10 protein-coding genes are annotated in these 12,567 nt (G+C 38.9%); 5 read left to right on the top strand and 5 right to left on the bottom strand.

Annotation, left to right across the window (positions count from 1 at the left end):
- Window positions 1-107 precede the first annotated feature (107 nt).
- A complete protein-coding gene (gene ompR / locus ACK2M2_RS00505) occupies window positions 108-872 on the bottom strand; it encodes a two-component system response regulator OmpR (RefSeq protein ID WP_409509858.1) in 765 nt (254 codons plus the stop codon).
- Window positions 873-1,305: 433 nt separating this feature from the next.
- On the opposite strand from ompR, the gene ACK2M2_RS00510 reads away from it, so the two are divergent.
- Complete coding sequence (locus ACK2M2_RS00510) at window positions 1,306-3,672, top strand: Tex family protein (protein ID WP_419345792.1); 2,367 nt, start codon at window positions 1,306-1,308, stop codon at window positions 3,670-3,672.
- A gap of 71 nt (window positions 3,673-3,743) precedes the next feature.
- On the opposite strand, the gene ACK2M2_RS00515 is transcribed toward ACK2M2_RS00510, so the two are convergent.
- Together ACK2M2_RS00515 and ACK2M2_RS00520 are read right to left on the bottom strand one after the other, a co-directional pair.
- A complete protein-coding gene (locus tag ACK2M2_RS00515) occupies window positions 3,744-4,631 on the bottom strand; it encodes an SDR family NAD(P)-dependent oxidoreductase (RefSeq protein ID WP_409509860.1) in 888 nt (295 codons plus the stop codon).
- Window positions 4,632-4,914: 283 nt separating this feature from the next.
- Window positions 4,915-6,192, bottom strand: coding sequence for an O-acetylhomoserine aminocarboxypropyltransferase/cysteine synthase family protein (locus tag ACK2M2_RS00520; protein WP_419345793.1), 1,278 nt, complete (start codon window positions 6,190-6,192; stop codon window positions 4,915-4,917).
- A 307-nt stretch (window positions 6,193-6,499) separates the two neighbouring features.
- Between ACK2M2_RS00520 and ettA the strand changes: the two genes are divergently transcribed.
- A complete protein-coding gene (gene ettA / locus ACK2M2_RS00525; protein ID WP_409509862.1) occupies window positions 6,500-8,161 on the top strand; it encodes an energy-dependent translational throttle protein EttA in 1,662 nt (553 codons plus the stop codon).
- An 88-nt stretch (window positions 8,162-8,249) separates the two neighbouring features.
- On the opposite strand, the gene ACK2M2_RS00530 is transcribed toward ettA, so the two are convergent.
- Window positions 8,250-8,636: a tetratricopeptide repeat protein gene (locus ACK2M2_RS00530; protein ID WP_419345794.1), complete on the bottom strand. Its 387-nt coding sequence runs from the start codon at window positions 8,634-8,636 to the stop codon at window positions 8,250-8,252.
- 166 nt (window positions 8,637-8,802) lie between these two features.
- A complete protein-coding gene (locus tag ACK2M2_RS00535) occupies window positions 8,803-9,111 on the bottom strand; it encodes a hypothetical protein (protein ID WP_409509864.1) in 309 nt (102 codons plus the stop codon).
- Window positions 9,112-9,365: 254 nt separating this feature from the next.
- Between ACK2M2_RS00535 and ACK2M2_RS00540 the strand changes: the two genes are divergently transcribed.
- The 3 genes from ACK2M2_RS00540 to ACK2M2_RS00550 are packed head-to-tail and all read left to right on the top strand — an operon-like array spanning window position 9,366 to window position 12,550.
- Complete coding sequence (locus tag ACK2M2_RS00540; protein ID WP_409509865.1) at window positions 9,366-9,803, top strand: cation efflux protein, CzcI-like; 438 nt, start codon at window positions 9,366-9,368, stop codon at window positions 9,801-9,803.
- 57 nt (window positions 9,804-9,860) lie between these two features.
- The gene (locus tag ACK2M2_RS00545) at window positions 9,861-11,228 is read left to right on the top strand and encodes a TolC family protein (protein ID WP_419345795.1); all 1,368 of its coding nucleotides are present in this window, start codon (window positions 9,861-9,863) and stop codon (window positions 11,226-11,228) included.
- 2 nt (window positions 11,229-11,230) lie between these two features.
- The gene (locus ACK2M2_RS00550) at window positions 11,231-12,550 is read left to right on the top strand and encodes an efflux RND transporter periplasmic adaptor subunit (RefSeq protein ID WP_419345796.1); all 1,320 of its coding nucleotides are present in this window, start codon (window positions 11,231-11,233) and stop codon (window positions 12,548-12,550) included.
- Window positions 12,551-12,567 lie beyond the last annotated feature (17 nt).

Below are 12,567 nucleotides of genomic sequence, written 5' to 3' on the forward strand. Positions count from 1 at the left end.
GCGTTATCCCGAGATATAAAATAGATTATTGGTATTTATACAGATATTAACATTGGATAATGCAAATAAAATAAGCCTATAAAAATAGGCTTATTTTAATAAATTGATTATTCAGCACCATCTGGAACGAATACATAACCAACACCCCAAACCGTTTGAATATAACGCGCACGAGCAGGGTTTTCTTCAATCAAACGGCGTAAGCGTGAAACTTGTACATCAATAGAGCGCTCCATTGCACCCCATTCACGACCACGTGCAAGATTCATTAACTTATCACGTGTCAATGGTTCACGAGGATGTTGTACTAAGGCTTTAAGAACAGCAAATTCACCTGTGGTTAAAGTCACAACTTGACCTTCACGTGTTAGTGTCCGTGTAGATAAATCGAGTGACCAAGGACCAAATGAAACCACTTCAACATTTTGGCTTGGTGCACCTGGAACTTCACGCACTTGGCGACGCAGTACTGCACGAATACGTGCTAACAACTCATTAGGGTTGAATGGTTTTGGTAAGTAATCATCTGCACCTGCCTCTAAACCTGCAATACGGTCAGAGTCGCTACCACGCGCAGTGAGCATGATAATAGGTGTATCAATATTTGAAGAACGTAAACGTCGGCAAATACTCAAGCCATCTTCAACAGGAAGCATAAAGTCGAGCACAATGAGCGAAAATAATTCACGTTGTAACAAGCGATCCATTTGAGTTGCATCGTGGGCAGTTTTGACCACAAAGCCTTTATCTTCTAAAAAACGCTGTAGCAGGGTACGTAAGCGCACATCATCATCGACCACTAAAATGCGTTCGACACGATCCGTTTCACCTTGTACGACATCTGTCTTTTCAGCTGGTACAACTAAACTCATGATGCACTCCCTAAATGTTGTAAATTATAGATATTCGTTAGTCTCAGTATAATGCCTAAGTTCTTGTTAAGACTATGTATCAATTTGCTCAAAATTACAATTTAAAGGGTGTTTTTAAACCAAAAAACAACATCTCAGAAGATTTTAAGTCATTCACTATGATTCAACAAAATAACGTTGTTTTTAAGAATATGATTTTATGCTTTATATTGAATAAGTTAAAAGTATCTTGAACGGAATAAAATTGATGCTTTTCTATGTAAAATCAGTGTTTAGCAATATGATAGAAATGACTGATTGCATAGGTAAAATTATTGAAAATTCTCCTTTTATAGTTTTTTTCTTTCGCAATTTGAAAAACAAGTGTGGATTTTATAGTCTTGGTCTTTATAATCACTAACTTTTAGTCCTTATCCTTGTGGAATTAAACACGATGACTGACTTAGTTCAGCAGTTGGCAAGTGAACTTGCCGTACGTCCCAACCAAGTAGAAGCTGCAATTAAACTGATTGATGAAGGCTCTAGTGTTCCATTCATTGCACGTTACCGCAAAGAAGTAACGCAAGGCCTAGACGATATCCAATTACGCCAACTCGATACACGACTTGTTTATTTACGTGATTTATTTGAACGTCGTGAGAAAGTCCTTGAATCACTGAAAGAACAAAATAAATTATCAGATGATTTACTTGCTCGTGTGAACGGGGCAGAAACTAAAAATGCATTAGAAGAAATTTACGCACCGTACCGTCCAAAACGTACCAGTAAATCATTTAAAGCAAAAGAAGCGGGCTTAGGGCCAATCGCTGAAAAAATCATTGCAGAACAAATTGATCCAGCTGAAGCATTGGCAAGTTTTAGCCATGAAAATTATGCTGATCTTGAAAGCCAGCTTGATGCCATTCAACATATTATTATTGATGATTGGGCTCAAAATATTGGCTTGACGACAGAACTCAAAGCGATGTTTGCAAAAACAGCGACGCTTAAAAGTTTGGTTGCAAGTGAAGAGAAAAAAGAAGTTGGTAAAAAATTCCGTGATTACTTCGATTTCTCTGAAAATTTTAACAAAGTACCTTCACATCGTTTACTTGCGATGCTTCGTGGTCGCCAAGAAAATGTCTTGGGATTAAAAGTAGATGGTGAAGATGCTGCGCCACTGACACGTATTGAAACTGAATATGATTTAGAAACTGTTCAGCCACAAGCACGTCAAGATTTCTTAAAACAAACAGCAAAATTGTTCTGGTTGGGTAAAGTTCGTCCAACGGTTGAACATTCATTGTTAACTGAAAAACGTCTAAATGCAGAAACGGAAGCGATGAATGTTTTTGCAGAAAACTTACGTCATTTATTACTTTCTGCACCTGCGGGCGCACGTACAACACTCGGTGTAGACCCTGGTATTCGTACAGGTGTTAAACTTGCAGTCGTTTCAAATTCGGGTGATGTACTTGCACACAGTACGATTTATCCATTTGCACCGAAAGAAGATAAAGCAGGTTCAATTGCTGAATTAGCACGTCTTTGCCGTGAATTCAATGTTGATTTGATTGCGATTGGCAATGGCACAGCAAGTCGTGAAACTGAAGCGGTTGTGGCTGAAATGATGGCTGCACATCCTGATTTGACGATGACGCGTGTTTCAGTATCTGAAGCAGGTGCATCGGTGTATTCAGCATCAGAATTGGCTTCAAATGAACTCCCAGATTTAGATGTATCTATTCGTGGTGCTGTATCTATTGCTCGCCGTTTACAAGATCCATTGGCGGAACTTGTGAAAATTGATCCTAAATCTATTGGTGTGGGTCAATATCAACATGATGTCAATCAAACAGGTTTAGCAAAAACGCTTGAAGCAGTGGTTGAAGACTGTGTGAACTCGGTTGGTGTGGATGTGAATACAGCATCAGCGGCTATTTTGGGTTATATCGCAGGTCTGAATAAATCAATTGCGCAACAAATTGTTGACTTCCGTAAAGAAAATGGTCGTTTTGACAACCGTCAAGCGTTGAAAAATGTCCCTCGTTTAGGCGAACGTACATTTGAACAAGCAGCAGGTTTCTTACGTATTCAGGATGGTTCAGAGCCGCTTGATGCATCTGCAGTACATCCTGAGTCTTACGGCTTAGTGAATAAAATTGTTGAAGCCAAAGCTACAACGGTAAAAGACATTATTGGTAATACTGAAATTATTCGTCAGGTTGATGCGGAAGTATTTGTTGATGATGTATTTGGTTTACCAACGATCAAAGATGTCTTGTCTGAATTGGAAAAACCGGGTCGTGATCCACGTCCTGAATTCCGTACAGCAAAATTCCGTGATGACATCACACAAGTATCACAGCTTACTGAAGGTATGCAATTAGAAGGCGTGATTACCAATGTCACCAATTTTGGTGCATTTGTAGATGTGGGTGTGCATCAAGATGGTTTAGTGCATATTTCTGAACTTGCCAATGAATTTGTATCTGATCCACATAAAGTGGCAAAACCAGGTCAAATTGTTCAAGTACGTGTATTGGCCGTAGATGTTGAACGTAATCGTGTGAATTTGTCGATGCGTCCTGAAGGTTCGGAAGCACCTGTAAAAGCACCACGTCAGCCACGTCGTGAAGCTCAAGCCAATACTGAACAACGTGGTGAACGTAAACCACAAGCGAAACGTCCTCAACAGACTCGTCCGCAGGGGGATCGTCCACAACAAGCGAAGAAACCACAGTCTACTAAACCACAAGAAGCTAAAATTGGTGGTTTAGGTGCATTGTTATTACAAGCAGGGATTAAGGGTTCAAAGTAATTTTTAATACCTCTAAATAAAAAACCGCCGAAAGGCGGTTTTTTATTTAGATCGAACTGGTGAGAAGAATCTTACCAATGTTCGCCAGGGAACAATCGAGCGTAAGCACGTTGTACCAAGTTTAATTTATCTTGTTTACCTACAGATGCACTTGAGCTTGGGAACAAGTTAAAGCCAATCGACATCAATTTATTATTAATCTCTGGGGCAATTGAATAAGTAATTGAAGCCAAACGACCTAAATGCGTCGCCACTTTTTTCGGACGTTTCACAATCGCATAAGCTACTAAGTCGGCTGCTTGCTCTGGTGAAAGTGTAGGGACATATTTATACATTTTAGTCGGTGCAATCATGGGTGTACGAACTAAAGGCATATACACAGAAGTAATCGAAATTTTATGTGAATGAACTTCAGCAGATAAACAACGACTAAACGCATCTAACGCTGCTTTCGATGCAACATAAGCAGAGAAGCGAGTTGCATTTGCCAAGACACCAATCGAGCTGATATTGATGATTTGCCCATCTTTACGATGCATCATTTGTGGCAAAATATTTAATACAAGGCGAACTGCACCGAAATAATTCAGCTGCATGGTGCGTTCAAAGTCATGAAAACGGTCAACTGACTCATGTACGGCACGGCGGATTGAGCGTCCTGCATTATTAATGAGAATATCAATATGATCGACTGAGGCTAAAATTTGTTTAGACACATCATCAATTGAATTCATGTCATTTAAATCACATGGAAAAACTGAGGCTTGACCGCCATCTGCTTGAATTTCAGCTTGGACTTCTTTTAGTGTTTCTTCTGTGCGTGACACGAGCAGTACATGAGCACCCGCTGCTGCTAAACGTTTTGCAACGGTTAAACCAATACCACTTGATGCGCCTGTGATTAGCGCAATTTTACCCTGAACTTTTTGTTGAAAAAGTTGTTCTAATTTTTGATTCATAACCGTTTCCCTGACGATTGAAATGAATAAATATAAGCATGCATCGTTATTGAGATAGATGCAAGTTGTCTAAAAGTTAGGCATTTTAGTGCGGCAATAATAACGGAAAATAAAAAAAATACTAGCATATAAGTATATGAATTTTAAAATTATTTTAGAGTAATTGCTCTATTTTATAATGTTGGCTAAATGATATAAAGTGATTTTTACTGTTATTTAAGCTCAGGTCAAGTTTAAATTAAAAAAGCCTACACAAAGATAGGCTTTTATATATTTTTTTTGATTAAACCTTAGATAATGCTTGTTCTAGATCTGCAATTAAATCATCAATATGTTCGATACCAATAGAAAGACGAACCATATCAATACTCACGCCTGCAGCTTTTAATTCCTCTTCATTGAGCTGACGATGTGTCGTCGTTGCTGGGTGACATGCTAAGCTTTTTGCATCGCCAATATTGACCAAACGAGTGAATAATTGCAGTGCATCAATAAAACGTGTCCCACCTTCAAGTCCATCTTGTACACCGAAAGATAAAATTGCTGAAGGTTTACCTTTCACATATTTTTGAGCCAAAGCATGTTGTGGATGATCTTTTAAACCCGCATAGTTTACCCATTTGACTTTTGTGTGGGTTTTCAGATATTCAGCGACTTTTTGTGCATTTTCAGTGTGGCGTTCCATACGTAAATTTAAAGTTTCTAAACCCTGTAAAATTAAAAATACACTCAATGGGCTGATTGCAGCACCTGTATTTCTTAGTGGTACAACACGTGCACGAGCGATGTAAGCTGCTTCGCCTAAAGCTTCTACATAGTTCACGCCATGATAACTTGGATCAGGCGTATTCAAGACTTTGAAACGCTTAGGATACTTACCCCAAGGGAACTTACCGCTATCGACAATTGCGCCACCAATTGAATTACCATGACCGCCAATATATTTAGTTAAAGAATGCACCACAATGTCTGCGCCATGTTCAAAAGGTTTGAGTAAAGCAGGGGTGGCAACAGTATTATCGACAATCACAGGTATACCATATTCATGCGCAATTTTTGCAATCGCTTCAAGGTCAATAATATTACCAAGTGGATTACCGATTGATTCAACAAAAACTAATTTGGTTTTTTCATCAATTAAGCTACGTAAACTTTCAGGCTGTTGATAATCAAAGAAACGAACTTCAATACCTTGTTTAGGTAGTGTGTGGGCAAATAAGTTATATGTTCCACCATATAATGTTGAAACAGAAGCAATATTGTCACCCGCTTCAGCAATGGTCTGAATTGAATAGGTGATCGCAGACATACCTGAAGCCAAAGCTAAAGCACCAATACCACCTTCTAGTGCGCTAAGACGTTGCTCAAGTACGGCTGTGGTTGGATTCATGATTCGAGTGTAAATATTCCCCTGAACTTTTAAATCAAAAAGATCGGCACCATGTTGTGTATTATCAAAAGCATAAGAAGTTGTTTGGTAAATAGGTACTGCAACGGCTTTAGTGGTTGCTTCAGGTTCATAGCCTGCATGAATGGCTAATGTTTCATCTTTATATGTCATGATTCCATCATCGAGTATTGTCGTTTATTTCGACAGTCTAGCAGTTTTTTATATATGTAAAAGTGCATATTTATGGAAATAAATATCTTATTTAAATATATGGTTGAAATTTTTGAGTGAACTCTCAATTAAATAGCGTAAGGGATGTGGAGGAATAAAATGCAGCATACAGAGAGTTGTAACAACTGATTGAAGATTTCAGCAATGCCTTATTTTTTTAATGCTTTCATCGTATAATGCCCCAAATTATTGTTCACTGAATATTCATGTTTAGGTGAATGTTGCTTTTTTTATAGAGGAGTCCTACGTGGCCCAGTATATTTACACGATGAACCGTGTGTCGAAAATGGTTCCGCCTAAGCGCGAAATCTTAAAAGACATCTCTTTATCATTCTTTCCAGGTGCGAAAATTGGTGTACTTGGTTTAAACGGTGCAGGTAAATCTACCTTACTCCGTATTATGGCTGGCGTAGACAAAGATTTCTCTGGTGAAGCACGTGCTCAACCGGGCATCAAAATTGGCTACCTTGAGCAAGAACCACCTTTAGACGACACTAAAGACGTTCGTGGTAACGTGGAAGATGGTTTACGCGAACCATTAGATGCTTTGGCACGTTTGGATGAAGTTTTCGCAGAATATGCTTCTGAAGATGCTGACTTTGACAAACTTGCAAAAGAGCAAGAAAAGTTAGAAGCAATTATCCATGCTTGGGATGCACATAATCTTGGCAACCAAATGGATCAAGCGGCTGCAGCCTTGAACCTTCCAGCTTGGGATGCAGATGTATCGTTGCTTTCAGGTGGTGAACGCCGCCGTGTAGCATTATGTCGTTTATTGTTATCTAAACCTGACATGTTACTTCTTGACGAACCAACGAACCATTTAGATGCTTCATCTGTTGCTTGGTTAGAACGATTCTTGAAAGATTTTGCAGGCACAATCGTTGCAATTACGCATGACCGTTATTTCTTAGACAACGTTGCTGAATGGATTCTTGAGCTTGACCGTGGAATGGGCATTCCATATCAAGGGAACTATTCTTCTTGGTTAGAGCAGAAAAATGCCCGCTTAGAACAAGAGAACAAACAAGAAGAATCTTTTGCTAAAGCATTGAAAAAAGAACTTGAATGGGTTCGTTCAAATGCGAAAGGTCAGCAAAAGAAAAACAAAGCGCGTATGGAGCGTTTTGAAGAACTTAACTCACGTGAGTTCCAACAACGTAATGAAACCTCTGAAATCTACATTCCACCTGGCCCACGTCTAGGCAACAAGGTTGTAGAAGTTCAAGGCATTAGTAAATCATTTGATGGCCGTACGTTGTATAAAGATTTGACCTTCACAGTACCACCAACAGCGATTGTCGGTATTGTGGGTGAGAATGGTGCAGGTAAAACTACCTTATTCCGTATGATGACAGGCGAGCTACAACCAGATACAGGTACGGTAGTACTTGGTGAGTCGGTTAAAGTTGCGTATGTGGGTCAGATTCGTGACACATTGGATAATGATAAAACTGTTTGGGAAGAAGTTTCTGGTGGTTTAGACATCTTAAAGATTGGCGAATATGAAATTGCATCTCGTGCATATATCGGTCGCTTTAACTTTAAAGGTCAAGATCAGCAAAAACGCGTAGGTCAATTGTCAGGTGGTGAGCGTAATCGTTTACAACTTGCGAAAATCCTACAATTGGGTGCAAACGTAATCTTACTTGATGAACCATCAAATGACTTGGACATCGAAACTTTACGTGCGCTTGAGGATGCAATTTTAGTATTCCCAGGTACTGTAATGGTGATCTCGCATGACCGTTGGTTCCTAGACCGTATTGCAACGCATATATTGTCATTTGAAGGTCAAACACCAGAATTCTTCGACGGTAACTATACTGAGTTCGAAGAATACCGTCGTAAACGCGATGGTGATGATCTTGTAGCTAAGCGTCAAAAATATCGTAAAATTGGTGGTTAATCCCTAATTTTAAAAACAAAAAACCAGCTTTCGGGCTGGTTTTTTTATAGCTGATTGAAAAATATAACTTTAGTCATTAATTCTCTGGTTAAGAGGTAATAGCGATGCGTAATAAAGTGTTTTTAGCTTCTAAATGCCCTTGATCAGCTGCAAGTACAAGCCATTGTTGCGCTTTTTGTGGATTGCTTTGAAGTCCTAACTGCCCTGTTAAATAGCATTGCCCAAGTTTAAACTGCGCAGAGCTATAGCCCTCTGATGCTGAATGTAAGAAATACCACATTGCATTGCGTTCATTCAGATTATAAAAAGGATCTATAGTATCTCGGGCTTGATACATGGCTTTAAACTCAAAGCGCCGTGCTTTTAAATAGTCTAGGTAAGCATCAGACTGAGAAGAGTGTTCAGACGAATATTGATGAATAAAGGATGAAAGAAACTTTATTTTCATTTGAATAATGGTTCTGAAAAAGTTCATAGTTCTGTATTCCTTTCAGAAGTGTGATACTTGTCATATTGTTTTTGTATTAACTTATTCATTTAAAGCAAGATATCGAATAAAAAATAAGCTGTCAATCAAATAAAACCTGTCTATAGACAGGTTTTAAAATAAATAAATTCAATATGTTTAGAATAGGATGGGGTTATGAAAATACTAGACTATTGTAGGCTTTCTCTAGCTCATGTTTTGCAGCAATGTGTCCTTGATGAGCAGCTTGATCAAGCCATTTTTCCGCATGCGAAAAACTACGGTCTAGTCCAAGTTCACCATTTAAATAGCTTCGACCTATTTGATATTGAGCTTCTTGATCGCCACGAAGTGCTTCTCGTAAGTAAAACCACATCGTATTACGGGTTGCTTGATCCGTGTGTTCCTCAATTGAATGCGAAAGTGGAGCATATAATTCCTCTTTGGCATCATGCTTCAAACGTCTTAAAAGATGTGTCAACATATAAACCTCCTTGTTAATCCGTTAACAAAGTAAAAGTGAGGACTAATCTAAAAACTGATTAGATATAACTAATTTAGCGTGTTTTTAAAAGTTTGCAAATCATTAAATGTAACGTGTCAATATTATTTTGTATGTTTTTTGAATATGTAAGTTTATTTTAATATTGTTGTGATCAGCATCATAAAAATGGCAGTGTAATTTTATAACAAGACATCTTTTGTTATATTAGCAAGATGTAATTTTTGGGTCGATATGTGAAGCGTTCTGGTATTTTGATGACCGTCTTATTAAGTTTGTTCATGTTTCAAAGTTTATGGAATGTGGCGGCAGCTTTTTGTGGTCATGAAAGTACAATCTCTTCAAATCAGCTTGTTTCTACGCATTTTGGTCACCATGTTGCTTTACATTGTAGGCAAGATCAACAACAACATGCCATTGAATCTAGCGAATATAATCATTCTTTAGTACAAGTTGATCATTTACAACAAAGTGATTTTTTGAACCATTTAAGTGACGATCATAGTGATCATTTACCTTCATTTGCACATTTCATTGTTAAAGATGTTCAGAAACAATCTGAGCAACCAAAATTTATAATACATCCTGAATCTGCATTTATGGATTGGCATAATTTGTATCAGTCGCCACATTTAATTCTACCTAATCCTCCACCCGTATCATCCCCGCTATAAGGTGGGGTAGCCGAAAAAGAGCCCACCGCTAAACATTCATTTTAGTGGGGCATCAACATGTCTAACAGAAAACCCAATGCAACGGGTTCATTATCATCATTGAAGCGCAAGAGTGCTTTATATGCTGGAATTATTCTTGCCTTAATGTCAGCCACGACTTGGGCTGAAACACCAAATTCAACACTGAATTTAGCACAAGCCATCAGCAAAGCTGAGCAGTATCAGCAGACTCAAGAGCTGTGGGAAACTCAGCAACATATTGCAACTGCAAATATAAAACAGACAAAACTGTGGATAAATCCTGAGTTATCCATAACGCAAACAGGTTTCGATTCAGATCAAGACAGAGAGCTAGAAATTGGTATTTCTCAGCGCTTCGATGTATTTGGTGAGCGGAAATCGGCTCAGAAATTAGCATATATCGCCCAAGACCAAATGTCATTGAAGCAAAAAATATATCGGGCTCAACTTGAGTTGGCGGTTAAATATTTATGGTCGCAATTAGCGATTTTTGAATTGGAAAAAAATATTATTCGTGAACAGTTGAATGTCAGCGAAGATAATTTTAATGCCATTCAAAAGCGTTATCAGGCAGGAAGTGTGGCACAGGTCGATGTAGATCGTGCCAAACTTAGCCATGCAGAAAATGTACGACTTTATCGCCAAGCAGATTTGCAAGTACAAGTTGCAACTCAACAATTGTCCAATGTTTGGGGTGAGTCAGATAAAAATATTCGGATCGGTTTGAGCCCACAGGCTTTGTGGCCATCATCTACGCATCAGCAAGTTCAGCAATATTTGTCTGAAAATCTGATGGAAAAATTTCGTCAGTTACAGGTGCTGGAATCAAAAGCAACAGTAGATCAGCTGAAAGCTTCTGCACGCCCGAATCCAACTGTAAATGTAGGGGTAAATAGAACAAAATCCCTTGAAACCTCGACAGAAAATGCATTTGTGGTTGGGGTTTCTATTCCTCTGAATATTTTTAATCGTCAGCAGTATGGTGTAGAAATTGCACAAGCTAAACAGGATTTATTGGCAAAACAGCAGGAATTTTATCTGAAACAAAATGCCTTGCAAGTGGGAACTTTATTGACGGAATTGCAAGGTTTGGAGGTGCAATTCAATGCGGTGGATCAATCTCAAATTCCTTTAGCGACACAAGTACAGCGTAAAACATTGATGGGATTTAGTGCAGGAAAATTCGCTGTGATTGATGTGCAACAGGCGACTTTGCAGTTACAGGATGTGCGTTTGCGTAAGGTGCAATTGCTTAAAGATGGTTGGCAACGTGCAATTGAGGCAGAAAGTCTGAGTTTAGGAATTGAACCAAGTCAGGTGATGGCAAAAGATGCAATTGCTCAGCTCAATCAAAGTTTATGGCAGGACACACAGGCATTACCTGTTGTGGGTGGGGGAAATTAATCATGTTGAATCAAAAAGATAAAATGAATATTCAAAATCAGAATCAACAAGGAAAAGTTTCCCAAAAGCTATTAATTGGAATTACTTTAGTGGTTACAGCATTGCTTGCGTTTGGATTGTTTATTGTTGGAAAAAATAAATCTGCTGAAACCGATGAGCATGGGCATGGTGAGTCGGAAGCTCATGCAGAAGAAGGACATGCGCATAAAGAAGGTGATGGGGAACAGGTGCATAAAGAGAGCGAGCATGCACATGAGGAAGGCGAACAAGGAGAAGGTCACGGCGAAGCCATTAGTTTAACGGCTCAGCAAATGGCTGAACAAGGTGTACAGCTTGCTAAAGTAGAATTAGGTGCAGTCACAAAATCAGCTTCTTATCCTGCAAAATTAATGGTCAATACGGATCGTCAAGCGCATGTGTCACCTGCATTTAGTGGTCATGTGCAATCAGTCAGTGTGGAGCTTGGTCAGCAGGTAAAAAAAGGTCAGGCTTTGGCAACATTGCTCGTACCTGATTTGGTTGATCAGCAGTCTAATTTACAAATTGCACAGTCTAATCTGCAATTGGCGAAGCAAGATTATGAACGTGAGCGTCAATTGTGGTCACAGGGAATTTCTGCGAAACAAGATTATCAACGTGCTTATAACGCTTATCAACAAGCACAAATTCAGGTGCAAGCGATTAAATCACGCCTTTCTGCTTTTGGTGCATCTTTAGGTTCAAATGGACGTTATGTATTGACTGCACCCATTTCAGGTGTGATCAGTAAAAAAGATTTAGTGATTGGTGAAAATGTTCAGTTGGCAGATCAGCTCTTTATTATTGATCAACTCGATCAGTTATGGCTTGAATTTATTGCGCCAAGTGCTGAATTTTCAGCGATTGCTCCCAATCAGCAAATTGAATTTAAATCTTTGCAAACAGGCAATATTTTCAAAGCTCAAATTCAAAGTTTAAACAGTGAAGCAGATGCTCAAACAGGTCGTTTACAGATTCGTGCCAAAGTTTTATCCAATGCCTCTGAACTGCGTCCAAATTTGATGGTGAATGTTCAATTACAACAAAATGGCTCAACTCAGGCACTGCGTGTGTTGAAAAGTGCGGTACAGAAAATTGAAGGTAAAGATGCAGTTTTCGTGGCGCATGAACACGACAAAAAAATTGAATTTACCCCGCAGGCTGTTGTTTTGGGACAAATCTCAGGTGATGGTCAATGGATTGAAATTGAGTCAGGGTTAACGCAAGGTCTGCAATATGCAGGGCAGGGCAGTTTCTTGCTGAAATCTGAATTGGAAAAAGGAGAAGCGAGTCATGAGCATTAATGATTCTTCTGATTCTA

It is taken from the genome of Acinetobacter sp. TY1, assembly GCF_048551395.1.
GTDB lineage: Bacteria > Pseudomonadota > Gammaproteobacteria > Pseudomonadales > Moraxellaceae > Acinetobacter.

Excerpts from the sequence above, each read along its gene's own strand:
- ompR (WP_409509858.1), bottom strand. The coding sequence starts at position 872 with ATGAGTTTAGTTGTACCAGCTGAAAAGACAGATGTCGTACAAGGTGAA.
- ACK2M2_RS00510 (WP_419345792.1), top strand. The coding sequence starts at position 1,306 with ATGACTGACTTAGTTCAGCAGTTGGCAAGTGAACTTGCCGTACGTCCC.
- ACK2M2_RS00515 (WP_409509860.1), bottom strand. The coding sequence starts at position 4,631 with ATGAATCAAAAATTAGAACAACTTTTTCAACAAAAAGTTCAGGGTAAA.
- ACK2M2_RS00520 (WP_419345793.1), bottom strand. The coding sequence starts at position 6,192 with ATGACATATAAAGATGAAACATTAGCCATTCATGCAGGCTATGAACCT.
- ACK2M2_RS00530 (WP_419345794.1), bottom strand. The coding sequence starts at position 8,636 with ATGAACTTTTTCAGAACCATTATTCAAATGAAAATAAAGTTTCTTTCA.
- ACK2M2_RS00535 (WP_409509864.1), bottom strand. The coding sequence starts at position 9,111 with ATGTTGACACATCTTTTAAGACGTTTGAAGCATGATGCCAAAGAGGAA.
- ACK2M2_RS00545 (WP_419345795.1), top strand. The coding sequence starts at position 9,861 with ATGTCTAACAGAAAACCCAATGCAACGGGTTCATTATCATCATTGAAG.
- ACK2M2_RS00550 (WP_419345796.1), top strand. The coding sequence starts at position 11,231 with ATGTTGAATCAAAAAGATAAAATGAATATTCAAAATCAGAATCAACAA.